General features: G+C 54.1%; 25 protein-coding genes and 1 other RNA gene. 19 read left to right on the top strand and 7 right to left on the bottom strand.

The genetic code is table 11. The features are described 5' to 3' along the window. Positions 1–2 precede the first annotated feature (2 nt). The 8 genes from mzrA to ENTHG_RS11295 all read left to right on the top strand — a co-directional run bounded on the left by mzrA (position 3) and on the right by ENTHG_RS11295 (position 4,106). Positions 3–386: an EnvZ/OmpR regulon moderator MzrA gene (gene mzrA / locus ENTHG_RS11330; RefSeq protein ID WP_044179753.1), complete on the top strand. Its 384-nt coding sequence runs from the start codon at positions 3–5 to the stop codon at positions 384–386. Positions 387–532: 146 nt separating this feature from the next. Beyond that, entirely contained in the window at positions 533–901 is a 369-nt protein-coding gene (locus tag ENTHG_RS11325; RefSeq protein WP_044179751.1) for a DUF1090 domain-containing protein, read from the top strand. A gap of 37 nt (positions 902–938) precedes the next feature. Beyond that, positions 939–1,247: an ElaB/YgaM/YqjD family protein gene (locus tag ENTHG_RS11320; protein ID WP_044179749.1), complete on the top strand. Its 309-nt coding sequence runs from the start codon at positions 939–941 to the stop codon at positions 1,245–1,247. Further along, entirely contained in the window at positions 1,247–1,648 is a 402-nt protein-coding gene (locus ENTHG_RS11315) for a phage holin family protein (RefSeq protein WP_044179747.1), read from the top strand. Before ENTHG_RS11320 ends, ENTHG_RS11315 begins: the two co-directional genes overlap by 1 nt. Beyond that, entirely contained in the window at positions 1,641–1,940 is a 300-nt protein-coding gene (locus tag ENTHG_RS11310) for a YqjK-like family protein (protein ID WP_044179745.1), read from the top strand. The genes ENTHG_RS11315 and ENTHG_RS11310 overlap by 8 nt, the downstream gene beginning before the upstream one ends. Positions 1,941–2,182: 242 nt before the next feature. Then, a complete protein-coding gene (locus ENTHG_RS11305) occupies positions 2,183–2,575 on the top strand; it encodes a DoxX family protein (RefSeq protein ID WP_044179743.1) in 393 nt (130 codons plus the stop codon). A gap of 64 nt (positions 2,576–2,639) precedes the next feature. Beyond that, positions 2,640–3,626, top strand: coding sequence for a glutathione S-transferase family protein (locus ENTHG_RS11300; RefSeq protein ID WP_044179741.1), 987 nt, complete (start codon positions 2,640–2,642; stop codon positions 3,624–3,626). 114 nt (positions 3,627–3,740) lie between these two features. Then, complete coding sequence (locus ENTHG_RS11295; protein WP_044179739.1) at positions 3,741–4,106, top strand: DUF805 domain-containing protein; 366 nt, start codon at positions 3,741–3,743, stop codon at positions 4,104–4,106. A gap of 9 nt (positions 4,107–4,115) precedes the next feature. Here ENTHG_RS11295 and yhaJ read toward each other — a convergent pair whose 3' ends face one another. After that, entirely contained in the window at positions 4,116–5,012 is an 897-nt protein-coding gene (gene yhaJ, locus ENTHG_RS11290; RefSeq protein WP_044179737.1) for a DNA-binding transcriptional regulator YhaJ, read from the bottom strand. 106 nt (positions 5,013–5,118) lie between these two features. Here yhaJ and ENTHG_RS11285 point away from each other — a divergent pair, with 106 nt between their 5' ends. Next, the gene (locus ENTHG_RS11285) at positions 5,119–5,820 is read left to right on the top strand and encodes a pirin family protein (protein WP_044179735.1); all 702 of its coding nucleotides are present in this window, start codon (positions 5,119–5,121) and stop codon (positions 5,818–5,820) included. A gap of 26 nt (positions 5,821–5,846) precedes the next feature. Continuing rightward, complete coding sequence (locus tag ENTHG_RS26535) at positions 5,847–6,008, top strand: hypothetical protein (protein WP_187371645.1); 162 nt, start codon at positions 5,847–5,849, stop codon at positions 6,006–6,008. A 261-nt stretch (positions 6,009–6,269) separates the two neighbouring features. Here the strand turns inward: ENTHG_RS26535 and rnpB are convergent. From rnpB to ENTHG_RS11265, 5 genes are all read right to left on the bottom strand, one after another. Further along, an RNA gene (gene rnpB, locus ENTHG_RS23745) (RNase P RNA component class A) lies at positions 6,270–6,648 on the bottom strand. A gap of 32 nt (positions 6,649–6,680) precedes the next feature. Beyond that, positions 6,681–7,826, bottom strand: coding sequence for a glycerate 2-kinase (garK, locus tag ENTHG_RS11280; RefSeq protein WP_044179733.1), 1,146 nt, complete (start codon positions 7,824–7,826; stop codon positions 6,681–6,683). A 110-nt stretch (positions 7,827–7,936) separates the two neighbouring features. Further along, the gene (gene garR, locus ENTHG_RS11275; protein WP_044179731.1) at positions 7,937–8,827 is read right to left on the bottom strand and encodes a 2-hydroxy-3-oxopropionate reductase; all 891 of its coding nucleotides are present in this window, start codon (positions 8,825–8,827) and stop codon (positions 7,937–7,939) included. A 32-nt stretch (positions 8,828–8,859) separates the two neighbouring features. Beyond that, a complete protein-coding gene (gene garL, locus ENTHG_RS11270) occupies positions 8,860–9,630 on the bottom strand; it encodes a 2-dehydro-3-deoxyglucarate aldolase (RefSeq protein WP_044179729.1) in 771 nt (256 codons plus the stop codon). Between the two features lie 29 nt (positions 9,631–9,659). Next, complete coding sequence (locus ENTHG_RS11265) at positions 9,660–10,991, bottom strand: MFS transporter (RefSeq protein ID WP_044179726.1); 1,332 nt, start codon at positions 10,989–10,991, stop codon at positions 9,660–9,662. A 419-nt stretch (positions 10,992–11,410) separates the two neighbouring features. On the opposite strand from ENTHG_RS11265, the gene garD reads away from it, so the two are divergent. Next, on the top strand, positions 11,411–12,982 hold the full coding sequence (gene garD / locus ENTHG_RS11260) for a galactarate dehydratase (protein WP_044179724.1): 1,572 nt from the start codon (positions 11,411–11,413) through the stop codon (positions 12,980–12,982). A gap of 70 nt (positions 12,983–13,052) precedes the next feature. On the opposite strand, the gene ENTHG_RS11255 is transcribed toward garD, so the two are convergent. Further along, complete coding sequence (locus ENTHG_RS11255) at positions 13,053–13,862, bottom strand: DeoR family transcriptional regulator (protein WP_044179721.1); 810 nt, start codon at positions 13,860–13,862, stop codon at positions 13,053–13,055. Positions 13,863–14,107: 245 nt separating this feature from the next. Here ENTHG_RS11255 and kbaZ point away from each other — a divergent pair, with 245 nt between their 5' ends. From kbaZ to ENTHG_RS11215, 8 genes are all read left to right on the top strand, one after another. Continuing rightward, positions 14,108–15,391 carry a tagatose-bisphosphate aldolase subunit KbaZ gene (gene kbaZ, locus ENTHG_RS11250; RefSeq protein WP_071825863.1) on the top strand — a complete coding sequence of 428 codons (1,284 nt, stop codon included), beginning with the start codon at positions 14,108–14,110 and terminating at the stop codon, positions 15,389–15,391. A 44-nt stretch (positions 15,392–15,435) separates the two neighbouring features. After that, positions 15,436–15,870 (top strand): PTS galactosamine/N-acetylgalactosamine transporter subunit IIA, encoded by a 435-nt coding sequence (gene agaF, locus ENTHG_RS11245; protein WP_044179716.1) that lies wholly within the window; start codon positions 15,436–15,438, stop codon positions 15,868–15,870. 327 nt (positions 15,871–16,197) lie between these two features. Then, positions 16,198–17,358 carry an SIS domain-containing protein gene (locus tag ENTHG_RS11240; protein ID WP_044179714.1) on the top strand — a complete coding sequence of 387 codons (1,161 nt, stop codon included), beginning with the start codon at positions 16,198–16,200 and terminating at the stop codon, positions 17,356–17,358. 1 nt (position 17,359) lies between these two features. Next, entirely contained in the window at positions 17,360–18,235 is an 876-nt protein-coding gene (kbaY, locus tag ENTHG_RS11235) for a tagatose-bisphosphate aldolase subunit KbaY (RefSeq protein WP_044179713.1), read from the top strand. A gap of 83 nt (positions 18,236–18,318) precedes the next feature. After that, positions 18,319–18,795, top strand: coding sequence for a PTS galactosamine transporter subunit IIB (gene agaB / locus ENTHG_RS11230; protein ID WP_044180672.1), 477 nt, complete (start codon positions 18,319–18,321; stop codon positions 18,793–18,795). A 45-nt stretch (positions 18,796–18,840) separates the two neighbouring features. After that, the gene (gene agaC, locus ENTHG_RS11225) at positions 18,841–19,644 is read left to right on the top strand and encodes a PTS galactosamine transporter subunit IIC (protein ID WP_044179712.1); all 804 of its coding nucleotides are present in this window, start codon (positions 18,841–18,843) and stop codon (positions 19,642–19,644) included. After that, entirely contained in the window at positions 19,634–20,425 is a 792-nt protein-coding gene (gene agaD / locus ENTHG_RS11220) for a PTS galactosamine transporter subunit IID (protein WP_044179710.1), read from the top strand. The genes agaC and agaD overlap by 11 nt, the downstream gene beginning before the upstream one ends. Before the next feature lie 9 nt (positions 20,426–20,434). Further along, positions 20,435–21,142 carry a galactosamine-6-phosphate isomerase gene (locus ENTHG_RS11215; protein WP_044180669.1) on the top strand — a complete coding sequence of 236 codons (708 nt, stop codon included), beginning with the start codon at positions 20,435–20,437 and terminating at the stop codon, positions 21,140–21,142. Positions 21,143–21,189 lie beyond the last annotated feature (47 nt).

The raw sequence follows: 21,189 nt of genomic DNA, 5'->3' as shown, positions 1-21,189 counted from the left end.
ACATGGAATCGCAACGTCCTTTTTTACGCCGACTCGTCACCAGCGTCGCCGCCGTGGCGCTGTTTTGTTCGCTTTTTTTCGGCTGGGTAACGCTGCAAAACCGTGAGTCTACGCTGGCGATCCGCCCTATCGCCCAGAACGTTAGCGTGCCGGATGGGTTCTCCATCTGGCACCATCTCGACGCAAACGGCATTCATTTCAAAAGCATCACGCCGCTTAACGACACGCTGCTGATTAAGTTTGAATCCAGCGCGCAAAGCGCCGCCGCGAAAGCGGTGCTGGATAAATCCCTGCCCCACGGCTATATCATCGCCCAACAGGACGATGACAGCCAGACCGCCGCCTGGCTTAATCGCCTGCGGGGAACAACCCATCGCCTTGGGTGAATTTCCTGGATTCTGAATCTTTTCACTTACTTTGGTGCTTTAGCTTTTCACCATCTATGCTTGTGTAAAGGGAACCGGAGTCCATGTTATGTCACTGGATGCTGGCGCTAACAGTTAACGCCAGCCAACAACGGAAGGTTTCAATTATGAAATACCGCATCGCACTGGCGCTTACCTTTTTCTCGTTGAGCGCGGCCTCACAGGCCGCATCCCTCTGTCAGGAAAAGGAGCAGGAGATTCAACGTGAAATCAGCTATGCCGAAAAGCACCATAATCAGAGCCGGATCGATGGCCTGAATAAGGCGCTGCGTGAAGTGCGCGCTAACTGTTCTGACAGCGAGCTACGCGCGAATCATCAGCATAAAATCGCTGAGCAGCGAGAAGAGATCGCCGAACGTCGCCACGAGTTAGCCGAGGCAAAAGCGAAAGGCGATGCGGATAAAATCAGTAAACGCGAACACAAGCTGAAAGAGGCCGAGGACGAACTCAAGGCGCTGGAGGCGCGTGACTATTAGTTTAATGGAAGTTAACACTCACTCACTGGAGAGAATTATGGCTAAAGAGGCAAACACAGACTATCTGCGCGCTGAGTTGAAATCCCTGGCAGATACCCTTGAGGAAGTACTGAGTACGTCCGGCGAAAAATCGAAAGAAGAGATGAGTAAACTGCGTGCTAAAGCTGAGTACGCGCTGCAGGAGAGCCGCCAGCGTCTGGGTGAAACCGGCGACATTATCGCCCGTCAGACTCGTGAAGCGGCAGCAAAAACCGATGAATATGTTCGTGCAAACCCATGGGCCAGCGTGGGTATCGGCGCCGCAGTCGGCGTTGTACTGGGCGTCCTGCTGACGCGTCGCGGCTAATGGCGGATTCAAGATACGCACAGGGACCGGGCAAAAGCGTAATCGGAATCGGGCAGCGCATGGTTTCTATCGTGGTAGAAATGGTAGAAACGCGGTTGCGCCTTGCAATGGTTGAACTGGAAGAAGAGAAAGCGAATCTCTTTCAGTTACTGCTGATGGTAGGCTTAACCATGCTGTTTGCCGCTTTCGGTCTGATGAGCCTGATGGTATTAATCATCTGGGCCGTCGATGCGCAATACCGACTTAACGTCATGATCGCCACTACGGTGGTGCTCCTGGTGCTGGCGTTAATAGGCGGTATCTGGACGCTACGCAAAGCCCGTTCCTCAACCATTCTTCGCCACACGCGTCATGAACTGGCAAACGATCGTGCGCTGCTGGAGGAGGATAAGCATGAGTAGTAAAGCGGAGCGCTTAAAGCGTAAAGCCCAACTGCTTAGCGATATTCAGCAACAACGCCTGGATCTTACCGCCACTCGCCGTGACTGGCTGGAAGCGACCGGCGCTTACGACCGCGGCTGGAACACGTTCCTTAGCCTGCGTTCATGGGCGCTGGTTGGCAGCAGCGTTATGGCGCTATGGACGATTAAAAACCCCAATGTGCTTATCCGCTGGGGTAAGCGCGGTCTGGGGGTATGGAGCGTCTGGCGGCTGGTGAAATCCACAATTCGCGAGCAGCACCTGCGCGGTTAATATTCCGCCGTACACCTCTCCTCTTAGCCCCGGCCGCCTTGCGTTGCCGGGGCTATTATTTTCTGCCTTCTCCCACCCTATTTACTTCCTCAGAATCTTTGAAGAAGACAGACTGTTTTTCTGGCTAACAATCCGCTCTCGCCGCGTTTAATATCCTCTCCATCGACAGCATGCATGCGGCAGACGCCCGTCATAGCAGCGCTTTTAACAAAAAAAGACAATATGGTTCCCTGGAGAGAAAGATGAAAAAATTAGAAGATGTTGGTGTTCTGGCAGCGCGTATTTTGATGCCGATTCTGTTTATCACCGCGGGCTGGGGCAAAATCAGCGGCTACGCAGGCACCCAGCAGTATATGGAAGCGATGGGCGTTCCCGGCTTTATGCTGCCGCTGGTTATCCTGCTGGAGTTTGGCGGCGGCCTGGCCATTCTGTTTGGCTTCCTGACCCGCACCACGGCACTCTTTACCGCAGGCTTTACGCTGCTGACCGCATTTATCTTCCACAGCAACTTTGCGGAAGGGGTGAACTCGCTGATGTTTATGAAAAACCTGACTATCGCCGGTGGCTTCCTGCTGCTGGGCATCACCGGGCCGGGCGCGTTCAGCATTGACCGTCTGCTCAATAAAAAGTGGTAAGCCTTCTATACTGATGAGGCGAGGAGAGTGCTCCTCGCTTTTGCCCTCTGAAGGAGAATGCAACGTGGGACAACTTATCGACGGCGTCTGGCATGACACCTGGTACGACACCAAATCCACCGGCGGGCGGTTCCAGCGCTCTACCTCCGCATTTCGCAACTGGCTGACCGCTGACGGTTCAGCTGGCCCCTCCGGCGAAGGCGGCTTTGCGGCAGAAAAAGACCGTTACCATCTCTATGTCTCCCTCGCCTGCCCCTGGGCGCACCGTACCTTAATCATGCGCAAGCTCAAAGGCCTTGAAAACCTGCTCCCGGTGTCGGTGGTGAACCCGCTGATGTTTGAGAATGGCTGGACCTTTGCTGACGACTTCCCTGCCGCCACCGGCGACAGGCTCTACCAGCACGAGTTTCTTTACCAGCTCTATCTGCATGCCGATCCGCACTACAGCGGGCGAGTGACCGTACCGGTACTGTGGGACAAGAAAAATCACACCATTGTCAGCAACGAATCCGCTGACATCATCCGCATGCTGAACACGGCGTTCGATGCGCAGGGCGCGCGCGCTGGCGATTACTATCCGCAGGCGCTGCGTTCGCAGATCGATGAACTGAACGGCTGGATCTATGACACTGTGAATAACGGCGTCTATAAGGCCGGTTTCGCCACCAGCCAGGAGGCTTATGACGAAGCGGTTGAAAAGGTGTTTGAATCGCTCTCTCGCCTGGAGCAGATCCTCGGGCAGCACCGCTATTTAACCGGCGATCAGCTTACCGAGGCGGATATCCGCCTGTGGACAACGCTTATCCGCTTCGATCCGGTCTATGTTACCCACTTCAAGTGCGACAGGCACCGGATCGGCGACTATCTCAACCTGCACGGTTTCCTGCGCGATATTTATCAGATCCCAGGGATCGCGGAGACGGTGGATTTCGCCCATATCCGTAACCACTACTATCGCAGCCATAAAACCATCAACCCCACAGGCATCATCTCTGTGGGTCCGTGGCAGGATCTGGACGAGCCGCACGGGCGTGATGTGCGATTCGGCTAGCGAAACGGGCGCTGCGCACGCGCCCGAAAATAGTTAACGCAGCCTGATTTTGCCGTCTATTCTTACAATGATCGCTGATAAAACAATAAATTGACTGTTGATCGAGGTTGAGAAATGGACTGGTATTTCAAGGTGCTTCGTCACTACGCCCGCTTTAACGGCCGTGCGCACCGCCGTGAGTTCTGGATGTTTATGCTGGTCAATATCATCCTCTCTGGCGTTTTGATGGTGGTGGACGCCATCATCGGCTGGCAGCGCGTCGCCGGCGTCGGCATACTGAGCCTGATTTACGTTCTGCTGGTTTTTATCCCTTCTCTTGCCGTCCAGTCGCGCCGCCTGCATGACACCAATCGCAGCGCGAAATGGCTCTGGCTATGGTGCATTCCGCTGCTGGGCTGGATTATGCTGCTCTCATACTGGAGCCAGCACGGCACCCCCGCCGAGAACCGCTTCGGGCTGGAACCCAAAACGTTTCCATGAGCTACGAGGCTATTTTTGCGCAAACAGTTTGGGGATTTCGCGCAGGCACCAGGCTTTCGCTTCCCCCATGCTGTCACGACGCCAGGCCATAATGATATCGATCTCGCTGGTGGACTCCGGGCTGACCACCCGTAACCGCCCCTCGGCGATGTCCTGCTCGACCAGCGGATAGGGCATGGTCGCCACCCCCAATCCTGCCAGCAGCGCCTGGCGTTTGTCCTCAATGGTGCTTACCGTCAGCCGCGGCTGTTTATCCAGCAGCTGCACGGTCAGCACCGGCCGCTCGCGGGCCGTATCCGCCACCGCCACGCCCCGGTACTTCACGCGGGTGACTTCCGACAGCGGCTCCGGCTCCTGATGAATCGGGTGGTCCGGCGCGGCCACATAGACGTTCATCAGCGTGTAGAGCTTGCGGGAGTTGATTTCGGATGAAGAGCGGAAATGCATATCCGGGGCGATGACGATATCCGCCCGCCCCTGCTCCAGCCGCTCCCAGGCACCGGCCAGCACTTCTGTTATTAGCGAGAGCTGCGTATTGGCTTTCGCCGCCAGCCGGTCGATAAGCGGGAACAGCGCGGGCGTTGGCACCAGCGCCTCGGTGACCAGCGTCAGGTGTGTTTCCCATCCGCGGGCCAGCGCCTCGGCGTCGGTGGTCAGTTTATCCGCCGCCTCCAGCAGGACGCGCCCGCGCTCCAGCAGCATGCGGCCAACGTTTGTGAATTTAGTCCGGTGGCCGGAGCGGTCAAACAGCACCACGTCCAGCTCTTCTTCCAGTTTTTGCATGGTGTAGCTGAGCGCGGAAGGTACGCGCCCCAGCTCGTCCGCTGCGGCAGCAAAACTACCGCGCCGATCAATCGCGTCCATTACGCGTAATGCTTCCAGGGTCAGGGCTCTGTCTTTCGCCATTATTTGTTCTCATTCAGGAAATTTGAACATACCGGGCAGAATATCTGGCTAACAATGCACCGTCCAGCCCCTTAACATGATAGGACGCAATGAGAGGTAAAGAACTATGATTACTACCCGAACAGCCAGGCAGTGTGGACAGGCAGATTATGGATGGTTGCAGGCCCGCTACACTTTCTCCTTTGGGCACTATTTTGACCCTAAACTGCTGGGTTATGCGTCCCTGCGCGTCCTTAATCAGGAGGTGCTGGCTCCCGGCGCCTCATTCCAGCCGCGCACCTACCCAAAAGTCGATATTCTGAATCTGATTCTTGACGGCCAGGCGGAATACCGCGACAGCGAAGGCAACCATATTCAGGCTAAAGCGGGTGAGGCCTTGCTCATCGCCACGCAGCCGGGCATCAGCTATAGCGAGCATAACCTGAGCAAAGATAAGCCGCTTACCCGTATGCAGCTGTGGCTGGATGCCTGCCCGGAGCGGGAGAGCCCGGCGGTGCAAAAGGTGTCACTTAGCGGAACGGCGCGCCAGCTGCTGGCCTCCCCCGACGGCAGCGACGACAGCCTGCAACTCCGCCAGCAGGTCTGGTTGCACCATATCGCTCTCGAACAGGGAGAAGCGTTGAATTTTCAGCTGCACGGGCCGCGCGCCTATTTGCAGTCTATCCACGGTACAGTACACGCGGTCATGCCTTGTGAATCACGCGAGGCGCTCACCTGCGGCGACGGCGCTTTTATTCGTGATGAGGCTAACATTACGCTGGTCGCAGATACGCCGCTGCGCGCTTTGCTGATAGATTTGCCGGTGTAAATACGTGGGATTTACGGAGTACGAAAGTGAAAAAGAGTAATAGCAGAACGTCAAAGAACGTTTCCACACAGCAAACTCTTCCGGCAGCATCGCCTCAGACGTTTGGTTACGACGAGATGCTCAGCGAACTGGAAGCTATCGTCGCCGATGCAGAGCGTCGGCTTGTCGAAGAAGAAGAAACGGCGTAACAGAAGCCCAGGCGAGAGCCGGGGCTTTTTTTCAGGCGCCGGGCAGGATGTCGGATGCGCTACGCTTATCCGACCTACGGACAGTAGCCACGGTAAGCGCAGCGCACCGTGGACAGAAAAGCAAAACCCCGCCATTTGGCGGGGTTTTTATAAAGAGTGAAACTGACCGATAAGCCGCGTTCTTTCCTGTATAGCGTCGTGGACAGTCATTCATCTTTGGTTATCTAAAACAAAACCCCGCCGAAGCGGGGTTTATATAAAGAGTGAAACTGACCGATAAGCCGGGTTCTGTCGTGGACAGTCATTCATCTAGGCCAGCAATCGCTCACTGGCTCAAGCAGCCTACCCGGGTTCAGTACGGGCCGTACCTTGTGAACCCCTATTTGGCCTTGCTCCGGGTGGAGTTTACCGTGCCGCGAACTGTTACCAGCCGCGCGGTGCGCTCTTACCGCACCCTTTCACCCTTACCTGATCCCACTTGCGTGGGCCATCGGCGGTTTGCTCTCTGTTGCACTGGTCGTAGGCTCTCGCCCCCCAGGCGTTACCTGGCACCCTGCCCTATGGAGCCCGGACTTTCCTCCCCTCCGCCCGTCTCCCCCGAAGAGGACGACGACGAAGCGGCGACTGTCTGGTCAGCTTCGGCGCGCAGTATAGAGGGTTTGCGCGCCGATGTCACCCCTCGGCCAACATCCCCACGCGTAAGGTGGCGGCAATGTTGCGCGAAGCGCGATAAATATTGTCAAATGCGCCCCGGAAGGCCTCCTCCAGCGTCCCGATACTGGTCAGCACGCTAAACACCGCATCGATACCGTATTGATGGACGACGCCCACGTCGCGCGTCAGGCTGCCAGCGATGCCGATAACGGGTTTATGGTATTTTTTGGCGACGTGCGCCACGCCGACCGGCACTTTCCCGTGGATACTCTGGCTATCGATACGGCCTTCGCCGGTCACTACCAGCGTGCAGTCGTGGATATGCTCTTCCAGATTCAGCGCCTGGGTAACAATCTCGATGCCGCTTTTAAGCTCCGCGCCAAGGAATGCCATCAACGCGGCGCCCATTCCGCCCGCCGCGCCAGCGCCCGGTACGTTTTTGACGTCAACGTGCAGCGATTTTTTAATCACCTGCGCGTAGTGGTCAAGATTGCGATCCAGTTCGACAATCAGCGCTTCTGTCGCCCCTTTCTGCGGGCCGAAGATACGAGAAGCGCCTTTTTCACCGGTCAGCGGGTTGGTCACATCGCAGGCCACGCGGATCGCGCAGTCGCTCAGACGGGGGTCCAGACCGGAGATATCAATAGAGTTCAGGCTCATCAGGCTACCGCCGCCGTGGCCGATATCGGTGCCGTTAGCGTCGCATAGCTTCGCCCCCAGCGCCTGTACCATGCCCGCGCCGCCATCGTTGGTTGCGCTGCCGCCGATACCGATAATAATATTTTTCGCCCCCTGTTCCAGCGCGTGCAGAATTAACTCTCCCGTGCCGCGCGACGTGGTAATCAGAGGATTGCGTTTTTCAGGAGGAACGAGCGCCAGCCCGCTGGCGGCGGCCATTTCAATAAAAGCCGTTTTACCGTCGCCGGACATTCCCCAGAATGCATCAACGGTTTCACCTAACGGACCGGTTACTCTGGCTGAATGCTGAGTTCCTTTCGTGGCGGCAATCATGGCTTCAACTGTCCCTTCGCCGCCATCTGCGACCGGAACAGAAACGTAGTGAGCATCAGGAAAAATTTCCCGAAATCCTTTTTCTATCGCCTGGGCTACCTCGGTAGCAGAAAGGCTTTCTTTATAAGAGTCTGGGGCGATTACGATTTTCATAGTTGATTAGCCTGACATTGCCGCGCAAGGCATTCATTCCACCCTGCCAACAGCTTGCGACAGGGTGTTGATGCATAAGAAATTCAGGGCGCGCCGCCGCGCCCTTCTTATTAGCGAGAGATTTCTACCTTCGCCAGTTTTTCGTAGTAGCACGCAAGGGCGCTATGGTCATCACTGCCATGACCGTCAGCGCGCAGCGCCTGCATCATCTCCATTACCGCCGCGGTTAACGGCAGCTGTGCGCCCACGCCATGAGACGTATCCAGCGCGTTAGAGAGATCTTTAATGTGCAGGTCGATACGGAAGCCCGGCTTGAAGTTCCGGTCCATCACCATCGGCGCTTTAGCGTCCAGCACGGTGCTGCCCGCCAGGCCGCCGCGGATCGCCTGATAAACCAGATCCGGGTTAACGCCCGCTTTGGTCGCCAGAGACAGCGCTTCGGACATGGCCGCGATATTCAGCGCCACGATCACCTGGTTTGCCAGCTTGGTCACGTTGCCCGCACCGATATCGCCGGTGTGAACCACGGAGCCCGCCATCGCTTTCATCAGGTCGTAGTACTTATCGAAAATCGCTTTGTCGCCGCCGACCATAACGGACAGGGTGCCGTCGATCGCTTTCGGTTCGCCGCCGCTTACCGGGGCGTCCAGCATATCCACACCTTTCGCTTTCAGGGCTTCGCTGATTTCGCGGCTGGCCAGCGGGGCAATGGAGCTCATATCGATCAGAACAGTACCCGCCTTCGCGCCTTCAATAATGCCGCCTTCACCCAGCGCAACCTCTTTTACGTGCGGGGAGTTCGGCAGCATGGTGATGATGACATCACACTGCTCAGCAACTTCTTTTGCGGTTTTTGCAGACTGCGCGCCAGCAGCGGTCACTTCCGCCACGGCGTCTGCGTTACGGTCCAGGACCACCAGCGAGTAACCTGCTTTAATGAGGTTTTTACTCATTGGTTTACCCATGATGCCCAGGCCAATGAAACCAACTTTCATCGTCATAATTGCGTCTCTCTTTTCGTTAAATGGTGGTTTTATTTTTTAAAGGTATCTGCCAGTTTCTGCGTGGCGCCGCGGAACACGCCCAGGTCGCTGCCAACGGCAACAACCGTCGCGCCCCACTCCAGGTAACGGCGCGCATCGGCCTCAACCGGCGCCAGGATACCGCTCGGTTTGCCGTGCGCTTTCGCACGGGCGAAAATGTGCTGGATGGTGCGCTGCACTTCCGGGTGACCCGCATTGCCGATGTAGCCAAGCGTTGCCGCCAGGTCGCTTGGGCCAACAAAGACGCCGTCAACACCGTCGGTGGACAGAATCGCGTCGAGATTATCGACGCCCGCCTGGCTTTCAATCTGTACAATGATGGTGATGTTTTTGTTCGACTGCGCGAAGTAGTCCGGCACGGTGCCAAACATATTGGCGCGGTGGGAGACGGATACGCCGCGAATACCTTCCGGCGGGTAGCGAGTCGCCGCGACGGCAAGGGCCGCTTCATCGGCGGTTTCAACAAACGGCACCAGGAAGTTATAGAAACCGATATCCAGCAGGCGCTTGATCACAACCGGATCGTTAGTTGGAATACGCACTACCGGCGCGCTGACGCTGCCTTTCAGCGCCATCAGCTGCGGTATAAAAGAGAGCACGTCGTTCGGCGCATGTTCGCCATCCAGCAGCAGCCAGTCGAAACCGGCCAGACCCAGCACCTCAGTGCTTACCGGGCTACCCAGCGCGGACCAACAACCGATCTGCACCTGATTCGCCGCCAGGGCCGCTTTAAATTTGTTCGGGAAGATATCGTTACTCATCTTTTGCACCTTAATTTATTAGCCGTTGCTTACTTTTTCAGTTCCATACGTTTGATGTCGCCTACCACGAACAGGTAGCACACCATCATCATCAGCGCGGAGCAGCCGACGAAAATCAACGCACCGTTGAAAGAGTGCAACTCTTTGACCATGTATCCAATGACCAGCGGGGTAACAATGGACGCCACATTACCAAACACGTTAAACACGCCGCCGCACAAACCTACAATCTCTTTCGGCGCGGTATCCGAAATAACCGGCCAGCCCAGCGCGCCGAAGCCTTTGCCGAAGAACGCCAGCGCCATCAGGGCGATAACCAGCGGCGTACTCTCAGTGTAATTACACAGGATGATGCTGGAAGCCAGCAGCATTCCAAGAACGATGGGCAGTTTACGCGCCATGGTTAACGTGCAGCCACGTTTGATCAGATGGTCGGAGAAGAGACCGCCCAGCACGCCGCCGGCAAAACCGCACAGCGCCGGAATAGAGGCGACCAAACCCACCTTCAGAATCGACATGCCTTTCTCCTGCACCAGGTAGATAGGGAACCATGTCAGGAAGAACCAGGTGATGGTGTTCAGGAAGTACTGCCCAAAGAACACGCCCAGCATCATACGGCTGGAGAGCAGCTGCTTAATGTAATCGAGTTTCGGGCCGGACTGAGCGGCATCGGTTTTCTTGTGGTCCATATCCACCACCGCGCCGTTAGCAGAGATATAATCCAGCTCTTCGCGGCTCATACGCGGATGATCGGTGGGGTTGTGGACAAACTTCACCCACGCGGCGGTTAACACGAAGCCGATGACGCCCATAACGGTAAAGACGTGCTCCCAGCCCCATTCAAAGGTCAGCCACCCCAGCAGCGGGGAGAAGAGCGCCAGGGAAAAGTACTGCGCCGCGTTGAAAATCGCTGACGCGGTGCCGCGCTCTTTCGCCGGGAACCAGGCGGCGACGATACGCGCGTTGGCCGGGAAGGACGGCGCTTCGGAGAAGCCCAGCATAAAGCGCATACAGAACATGGAGATCCCCGCCCAGGCGATGGGGAAGACGTCGACAAAGCCCTGCAGGAAGGTGAACAGCGACCAGAAGAACAGGCTAAAGGTATAGACTTTCTTCGAGCCGAAGCGGTCAAGCAGCCAGCCGCCGGGGATCTGCATCAGCAGATAGGCCCAGCCAAAGGCGGAGAAGATATAACCCATTGATACCGAATCGAGCCGCAGCTCCTTCGCCACTTCCGTTCCCGCAATGGAGAGCGTAGCGCGATCCGCATAGTTAACTGCCGTTACAATGAATATTATCAGCAGAATTAAATAGCGGGTCGGTATCCCCCGTTTTACTTCAACAGAATCTTGTACAGCCATGATTATTCCTCGGGCACTACTGAATTTAAAATATAATTTTTTTGATGTGTTAAGTTACCTGAATTAAATTAATGCGCGGGTGTAGCCAAATATCAGGTAATAGCATGTGCAAATTTATTACCGCTCAGTATAATCAGGCTTACCGGGTGACGCATTGTTACCTTGCTCAATTTTGAACGTCTTGCAAGAGATTATTTTGAGCATATGCACATAAGCCTGGGCGCTGATGCACAGATCTTGTAATTGCTACGCCTGCTGGCCGGGCGATGGCGAAAATAAGTGACGTAGATCACATTTTAATATGAGAACTCCTGACATCCTTTATTCATCAAGCAAGGCTTTCATTTCTGATAATAACAGAAACGTCCCTTTTTTATTTTGAGTAATGCATCGTATAGTTAGCTGGAGATTATTTAACAATGGCCGACATTGAAATTAGACAGCAGTCGCCTACGGCGTTTTATATTAAAGTCCACGATACTGACAATGTCGCTATCATCGTTAATGATAATGGCTTAAAAGCAGGCACCCGTTTTCCTGACGGGCTGGAATTAATTGAACATATTCCTCAGGGCCATAAAGTTGCGCTGGTAGATATTCCCCATCATGGCGAAATCATCCGCTATGGCGAAGTGATTGGTTATGCTGTGCGTGACATTCCGCGCGGCAGCTGGATTGATGAGTCGACGGTAGAACTGCCGAAAGCGCCGCCGCTGAATACGCTGCCGCTGGCAACTAAAGTGCCGGAGCCTTTACCGCCGCTGGAAGGCTATACCTTCGAAGGCTACCGTAACGCCGATGGCAGCGTCGGCACCAAAAACCTGCTTGGTATTACCACCAGCGTTCACTGCGTGGCGGGCGTTGTTGATTACGTCGTGAAACTTATCGAGCGCGACCTGCTGCCCAAATACCCCAACGTGGACGGCGTAGTCGGTCTGAATCACCTTTACGGCTGCGGCGTGGCGATCAATGCCCCGGCTGCCGTGGTGCCAATCCGCACGATTCATAATATCGCCCTGAACCCCAACTTTGGCGGCGAAGTGATGGTGATTGGTCTGGGCTGCGAGAAATTGCAGCCTGAGCGCCTGTTAAAGGGCACCGAAGATGTGCAGCCCATTGCGGTGGACAGCGCCAGCATCGTCAGCCTGCAGGATGAAAAACACGTCGGCTTCCAGTCGATGGTGGAAGATATTCTGCAGGTGGCGGAACGTCATCTGCAAAAACTAAACCAGCGTAAGCGCGAAACCTGCTCGGCCTCTGAACTGGTGGTGGGCATGCAGTGCGGCGGCAGCGACGCCTTCTCCGGCGTGACCGCGAACCCGGCGGTCGGCTTCGCCTCTGACCTGCTGATCCGCTGCGGCGGCACGGTGATGTTCTCGGAAGTCACCGAAGTGCGCGACGCCATCCACCTGTTAACGCCGCGCGCCATCAACGAAGAGGTGGGCAAGCGCCTGCTGGAAGAGATGGCCTGGTACGATAACTATCTGGATATGGGGCAGACCGACCGCAGCGCTAACCCCTCTCCCGGCAATAAAAAAGGCGGCCTCGCCAACGTGGTGGAGAAAGCGCTGGGCTCTATCGCCAAATCCGGCAAGAGCGCCATTTCTGAAGTGCTGTCGCCGGGCCAGCGTCCGACTAAACGCGGCCTGATCTACGCGGCGACCCCCGCCAGCGACTTTGTGTGCGGCACCCAGCAGGTGGCATCCGGCATTACCGTGCAGGTCTTCACCACCGGTCGCGGCACGCCGTACGGCCTGATGGCAGTACCGGTGATTAAAATGGCAACCCGTACCGAGCTGGCAAACCGCTGGTTCGATCTGATGGACATCAACGCGGGCACCATCGCCACCGGCGAAGAGACCATTGAGCAGGTAGGCTGGAGGCTGTTCCACTTTATTCTGGACGTGGCGAGCGGCCGTAAGAAAACCTTCTCGGATCAGTGGGGGCTGCATAACCAGCTGGCGGTCTTTAACCCGGCGCCGGTGACCTGACAGGAAACGATACCCGGATGGCCTGTCCGGGTGATAAACAACCGCACAGCATGGCTTCGGCCATGCTTTTTTATGCGCTAATCAATACCACTTCAATACCGAGCTTGCGCAAACCATTCAGGCTCTCAGCCGGGATGCCTTCGTCCGTGATAATCATATCAATGCGCTGCGTATCGATAATTTTATGCAAACTTGATGAGTTAAATTTGGTGGAGTCCGTGACCACAATAATGCGCTCTACTACTTCACACATGCGGCGGTTTAAGCGCGCTTCATCTTCGTTATGCGTACTAATCCCCCGCTCAACGTCAATGGCGTCCACACCGAGAAAAAGCATATCAAAGTGATAATTTTGCAGGGATTGTTCAGCGCGATCGCCATAAAAAGAGAGCGACTGGCGCCGTAAGTGTCCACCTGTCAGCAAGAGTTCCACACCCTGCGCCTCCAGTAACGCATTCGCCACATTCATTCCGTTCGTCATAACGATAATGTCAGTATGCTGACGCAGCAAACGCGCTAATTCATAGGTGGTCGTCCCGGAATCGAGGATCACACGATGACCCGGCTGGATAAGCGCCGCCGCTGCACGGGCAATGTGCTGTTTTAGCGAGGTATTCAGCGTGCTTTTATCTTCAAGAGTAGGTTCAAGCGGGGGGGTATTCGCATCGCAAATCAGTGCGCCGCCGTAGGCCCTTACGGCAATACCCTGTTTTTCCAGAAACGCCAGGTCATTGCGGATAGTCACGGTTGAGACGCCAAATAGCTCAGAAAGATCGTTAACCTGCACGCTACCATTCTCGCGGAGCAGCTGAATAATATGCTCCCGCCTTCCGCTGGTTCCCGTTGCGCGCTTTGCCGTAAAAGAGTCGGTACTCGTCATGAGATTTTCCTGTGAGTAGCTTTCGTTTCATTTCGATTCGTTTATTAACTCTTTTCTTTACCCGAAATGCAACCGTTCGTAATGCAACCAGCGCGAGCGCACGATCTTTTTGGTTTCATTTTGCTTCTTTTGTGACCCAGATCGTGCTTTGATGATCTTTCATTTTCCTTCGAATAGATATTGAAACAGTATAAAAGAAATCAATCGAAAGAAAAATGATCAATTACAGCCCTCGGGAGAAGAAAGTGAAGAGTATCGTCGATTTAGTTAACGCCCATAAGAAAGATAACACAGCAGGCATTTACGCTGTCTGCTCAGCACATCCCATTGTGCTGGAAGCCGCACTACGTTATTCACTTACCACGGGCAGAACTTTGCTTATTGAAGCCACCTCAAACCAGGTCGATCAGTTTGGTGGCTATACCGGCATGACGCCAAAAGACTTTCGTCAGTTTGTCCTGCAGCTGGCTTTACAGCTGAACTTTCCCTCTGAACAACTGATTCTGGGGGGCGATCACCTTGGCCCTAACCGCTGGCAAAACAAACCGGCCGCCGAAGCGATGGCGCAGGCCGAATGCCTGATCAGAAGCTATGTCGAAGCCGGATTTAAAAAGATACACCTTGATTGCAGCATGTCTTGCGCCGATGACCCGGTGCCGCTAACGGATGAAATCGTGGCGCAAAGGGCGGCCCGACTGGCGAAGCTCGCAGAAGAGACCTGCCTTGCCTGTTTCGGCACACAAGATTTAGCGTATGTGATAGGTACGGAAGTCCCCATTCCTGGCGGTGCGCATGAAACGCTAACAGAGCTGACGATCACTACCCCGGAGGCAGCAATAAAGACGCTGCAGGCGCATATCAGCGCCTTCGCCCAACTGGGGATTGAAGCAATATGGCCTCGCGTTGCGGCCCTTGTTGTACAACCCGGCGTTGAGTTTGATCACGCCAGCGTGATTGATTACATCCCAGCGAAAGCGCAGGCTCTTAGTCGCGTTGTTGAGGATTTCGACTCGCTGATTTTCGAGGCTCACTCGACGGATTACCAGACACCGCAGGCGTTACAGCAGCTGGTGCATGACCACTTCGCCATCCTGAAAGTCGGACCTGAATTGACGTTCGCCTTGCGTGAGGCGTTATACGGTCTGGCAGCCATTGAAGAAGAGATGCTGCCAGCGCATGCATGTTCAGGGCTGCGGGAGGTACTGGAGAGCGTCATGCTTGATAAGCCCGAGTTCTGGCGCAGCCACTATGAAGGTACTACGCAGGAGCGGCATCTGGCGCGAAGCTACAGTTATTCTGACCGCGTACGTTATTACTGGCCAGACAGGGAAATTGACGCGGCGATGTCCCGCCTGATGGATAATTTATCCGCCGCCCCGCTCCCCTTACCGTTAGTGAGCCAGTATCTGCCTTTGCAATACGCCAGGGTACGGGAGGGTAAACTGCGCGCGACGCCGCATTTCCTGGTTATTGACCATATTCAGGATGTCTTACGTAAGTATGATGCGGCAACACACAGTAGTCATTAGCCGCTCCACCAGCACCTGGAACGCTTTCTCGCAGGAGATAAACAATGTTAGGCATTATTCTTACCGGCCACGGTGGCTTCGCTTCCGGCATGGAAAAAGCAATGAAACAGATACTTGGCGAGCAGGAGCAGTTCATCGCCATAGATTTTCCAGCAGATTCCAGCACGGCTTTATTGACCTCGCAGATGGAGTCTGCGCTGGCAGAACTGGATCAGACGGAGGGTATCGTCTTTTTAACCGACCTGCTGGGTGGAACCCCCTTTCGCGTCGCGTCAACGATGGCATTACAGCAGCCGGGTTGGGAAGTGATTACCGGTACAAACCTGCAACTCTTGCTGGAGATGGCGATGGAGCGCGAGGGGCTCGATGGCGAAACTTTTCGCCTGCAGGCATTGGAGTGCGGCCATCGCGGCTTGACCAGCCTTGCGGATGAACTCCTGCGCGCCCCGGTTGCAACGGAATGTGAGGACGGCATCTGATTCTTTTCCGCCAGCATGACATTTGTTAACGCAACGGATGCTGGCGTTTCTTTTCCTTTCTTTCCGCCATTTTTCCGTCATAACGCGCTTTCCCTTTCGTTCTCCATGGTAATCAGCCGCTTAAAGTTAAAAAGCGCAAGATTTGCGATTATTCTTACTTATGTTTCCTTGATCACAATTTTCGTTTTATTCTTAGACACGCAATTGACCTTTCATTTTCTTTCTAATAGATTCATCGAAGCACCATAAAGTTTTTATCGAAATGAAACGAAAGCCAATGGTAAGACAGTTACAGGCTTTGACGTTGATGAAATAAAGGAAAGCAAAATGAGTGAAGACGTTACCCCTGTATCGGGAACCGGGACCTGGACTGAACAAGAAATTCGCCAGCAGCCTGAGAGCTGGCTGCGTTCACTTGATAGCATTGCCGCACAGAGAGCGCAAATTGAGGCTTTTCTGGCGCTCGCTTTATCGGACGACGCTTACACCCGTATCATCCTGACAGGGGCAGGAACCTCAGCCTTTATCGGCGACATTATTTCGCCGTGGCTTTCACGCCACACCGGGAAAAACATTACGGCCGTTCCCACAACCGATCTGGTCACTAATCCTGCTGACTATCTGGCCGAGGATGAAAGAACGCTGCTGGTTTCGTTCGCCCGTTCGGGTAACAGCCCGGAGAGCGTCGCCGCTGTCGCTTTAGCGAATCAGCTGGTTAAACAGTGCTATCACCTTGTCATTACCTGCAATGAAAAAGGCAGCCTGTACCAGAATGCGGTCATTAGCAAAAACGCTTATGCACTGCTGATGCCTGCTGAAACGCACGATCGCGGTTTCGCAATGACGAGCAGCATTACGACGATGATGGTCAGCTGCCTGTCCGTCTTCGCGCCGGAGGTCATTAACCGGACCAGATTTCAGGATGTCGCCCTACGCTGCCAGCAGATCCTTGATGCACACCGTGATTTCAGCAAGCCCGTCTTTGGCGATCTTCCCTTTCGCCGTATTGTCTACCTCGGCAGCGGCGGATTACAGAGCGCCGCACGCGAGTCGGCACTCAAGGTACTGGAGTTGACCGCCGGTAAGCTTGTCGCTTTTTACGATTCCCCCACCGGCTTTCGACATGGCCCTAAATCGCTGATCGACAAAGAAACGCTGGTTGTCATGTTTATCTCCAGCCATCCCTATACCCGTCAGTACGATCTGGATTTATTGGCGGAGCTACGTCGGGACGGCGAAGCAATGCGGGTGGTGGCAATTTCTGCCGCGGAGGATTTCGCCGCTGAAAACGAACTGCACATTACGCTTCCGCCAGCACGCGATTTTATCGATGTTGAGCAGGCGTTCTGCTTTTTGATCTACGCGCAGATGTTCGCGCTCAGCGAATCATTAAAAGCGGGAATGACGCCGGATACCCCTTCGGTAAACGGTACGGTTAACCGCGTGGTTCAGGGCGTTATTATCCACCCCTGGCAGCAGGAGGTATAAAATGGGCATCATTTCGACTAAATATCTTTTGCAGGATGCGCAGGTGAACGGCTATGCCATTCCCGCCTTTAACATTCATAATGCGGAAACTATTCAGGCGATCCTTGAAGTGTGCCAGGAAATGCAATCTCCGGTCATTCTTGCAGGCACGCCGGGCACCTATAAACATATCGCGTTTGAAGAGATTTTCGCCCTGTGCGAAGCCTATTCGCACAGCTACAAAATGCCGGTGGCACTGCATCTTGATCACCACGAAACTCTCGAAGATATCAGCCATAAAGTTAATGCTGGCGTGCGTAGCGCAATGATTGACGGCAGTCACTTTCCCTTCGACGAAAATGTCAAACTGGTGAAGGCGGTTGTCGACTATTGTCATCGTCACGATTGCAGCGTAGAAGCGGAGCTGGGGCGTCTCGGCGGGGTAGAAGATGACATGAGCGTAGACGCAGAAAGCGCCTTTCTTACCGATCCCGAAGAAGCGCGCCGCTTTGTTGAGCTGACCGGCGTGGATAGCCTCGCCGTTGCTATCGGCACGGCACACGGCCTGTACGCCAAAACGCCCAAAATTGATTTTGAACGACTCGCGGAAATTCGCCAGGTTGTGAATATTCCGCTGGTTTTGCATGGTGCCAGTGATGTACCGGATGATTATGTTCGTCGCGCTATTACGCTTGGGGTCTGTAAAGTGAACGTAGCGACCGAACTTAAAATTGCCTTTGCCGCTGCGGTAAAAGAGTGGTTTGCGGAAAATCCGCAAGGTAATGACCCTCGTTACTATATGCGTACAGGGATGAATGCAATGAAGGAAATTGTCAGACACAAAATTACGGTTTGCGGTTCGGCAAACAGGATTACAGTGAACCAGGGAACTTATTAAATGCGTTGCCGGAGCCATCGGAATTATTTAACGATTAACTACCGATGAAACTCTCAATCAACAGTAAATTACGGCAGGTTAATATGAACACACCCAATATTTTACTTACCCGAATTGATAACCGTCTGGTACATGGCCAGGTCGGTGTCACCTGGACGTCAACGATAGGCGCTAATCTTGTTATCGTGGTTGATGACGAGGTAGCGGGCGACGACATCCAGCAAAAACTGATGGGGATCACAGCGGAAACGTATGATTTTGGTATTCGTTTCTTTACCATTGAAAAGACAATCAATGTTATCGCTAAAGCCGCTCCGCACCAGAAAATTTTCCTCATATGCCGCACGCCTCAGGTCGTCAGGAAGCTTATAGAAGGCGGCGTCCCGTTAAAAGACGTTAACGTAGGTAATATGCACTTTACGCAAGGCAAAAAACAAATCAGCAGTAAAGTTTACGTCGACGAAAGCGATCTTATCGATCTCCGTTTCATTCGGGATAAAGGCGTCAATGTATTTATCCAGGATGTTCCCGGCGACAGTAAAGAGTCGGTTCCTGATTAACTTGCATTATTCCAGATAAAACACCAATTATTATGAGGCGTGAAAATGCATGAAATAACACTTATCCAGGGAATATCGCTGGCGGCGCTGGTCTTTATCCTTGGCATCGATTTTTGGTTAGAAGCACTCTTTTTATTCCGCCCTATTATCGTTTGTACCCTTACCGGGGCTATCCTCGGCGATATTCATATCGGCCTGATCACGGGCGGTTTGACCGAACTCGCCTTTGCCGGATTGACGCCAGCAGGCGGCGTTCAGCCGCCAAACCCAATAATGGCAGGGGTGATGACAACCGTGATTGCCTGGTCAACGGGGGTGGATGCGAAAACGGCGATTGGGCTGGGGTTACCGTTTAGTCTGCTGATGCAATATGTGATTCTGTTTTTTTACTCCGCCTTCTCTCTGTTTATGAGTAAAGCGGATAAATGCGCGCAAAATGCTGATACTGGCGCTTTCGCACGCATGAACCTGACGACGACGTTAATTGTCGCCTTCTCTTACGCCATTATCGCTTTTTTGTGTACCTATCTCGCGCAGGGAGCAATGCAGGCACTGGTCAAATCCATGCCAGCCTGGCTCACGCACGGCTTTGAGGTTGCTGGCGGCATCCTTCCGGCCGTGGGTTTTGGGCTGTTGCTGCGCGTGATGTTCAAAGCGCAATACATTCCCTATCTTATCGCTGGCTTCCTGTTCGTTTGTTATATCCAGGTAAGCAACCTCTTACCTGTTGCGGTGCTCGGTGCAGGCTTCGCGGTTTATGAGTTCTTCAATGCGAAAGCAAAAAGTCAGAATCAACCTCAGCCACAAACTAACGATAACGAGAAAGAGGACTACAGCAATGGCATCTGAAATCAGCAAAAAAGATATTACCCGGCTGGGCTTTCGCTCCTCACTTCTTCAGGCCAGTTTCAACTATGAGAGGATGCAGGCAGGCGGTTTTACGTGGGCAATGCTGCCAATCCTTAAAAAGATTTATAAGAACGATAAAGACGGCCTGAGCGCCGCAATGAAAGACCATCTGGAATTTATCAACACTCACCCAAACCTGGTGGGCTTCCTGATGGGTCTGCTGATTTCCATGGAAGAGAAAGGCGAAAACCGCAGCACTATCAAAGGCCTTAAAGTTGCGCTTTTTGGTCCTATCGCCGGGATTGGCGATGCCATTTTCTGGTTTACGTTGTTACCCATCATGGCGGGCATCTGTTCATCTTTTGCCAGCCAGGGAAATCTGCTTGGCCCGATTCTCTTTTTTGCCGTTTACCTGGCCATTTTCTTCCTGCGGGTCGGCTGGACGCACGTCGGCTATTCGGTAGGGGTGAAGGCTATCGACAAAGTGCGGGAAAACTCGCAGATGATCGCCCGTTCCGCCACGATTTTAGGGATAACCGTCATCGGTGGACTGATTGCCTCGTATGTTCATATCAATGTCGTCACCACTTTCGCCATTGACGCGACCCACAGCGTGGCGCTGCAAAAGGACTTTTTCGATAAAGTTTTCCCGAACATCTTACCTATGGCCTATACCCTGCTGATGTACTATCTGCTGCGGGTGAAAAAAGCGCATCCGGTTCTGTTGATTGGCGTAACGTTTGTACTTTCTATTTTAGGTTCGGCGCTGGGAGTGCTGTAAATGGCGGAGATGATTTTCAAAGGATGCGCTGACTATCAGTCTCTGAGTGAATACACCAGCCAGTACCTGCTTGATGTCATCCGCGCTAAACCTACAGCGACAATATGTCTGGCGACCGGAGGGTCGCCTGCGCTGGCCTACTCGCTGTTTGTTGAGCAGGTAAAGCGCCAGCAACTGGATGTCAGCCACGTGACTTTCGTCAAACTTGACGAGTGGGCAGGCGTACCGCTCAACGCTCCCGGCACGTGCGAAACCTTTTTACGTCAGCATCTGCTCACGCCGCTGGGTATCGACGAAAACCACTATATCTCTTTCGACACAGAGGGGAGCGCGGAGCATGCCTGTGAACAGGTTACTCACCAAATCAGGCAAAGAGGCGGGCTGGATTTGTGTCTGCTTGGGCTGGGGAAAAATGGTCATCTTGGTCTAAACGAACCGGCGAAGTCGCTGGAGCCGTTCACCCATGTCGCTCAGCTGGATGAGCGTACTCAAGGCCACGCGATGTTAAAAGCGCTTTCAGCGCCGGTTACTCAGGGTGTGACGTTGGGGCTAAAAGAGATCCTGGCGGCGAAAGCGATTCTTTTTCTGGTGACGGGGGAGGGAAAACAGCAGGCCTTCTCTGAATTTTTGACCAGGAAGGTTAGCACGCAGCTTCCGGCATCCTTTTTATGGCTTCATCAGCACGTCACCTGTCTCTATGATGAAAGTGTCTGTTAATCACCGCTGACGGGGCGTTTTAGCGCCCCGGTCGCCGCAAGTGGCGC

This window comes from Phytobacter massiliensis JC163 (assembly GCF_000321045.1).
Taxonomy (GTDB): domain Bacteria; phylum Pseudomonadota; class Gammaproteobacteria; order Enterobacterales; family Enterobacteriaceae; genus Phytobacter_A; species Phytobacter_A massiliensis.
This window is presented reverse-complemented; position numbering and strand designations above follow the sequence as displayed.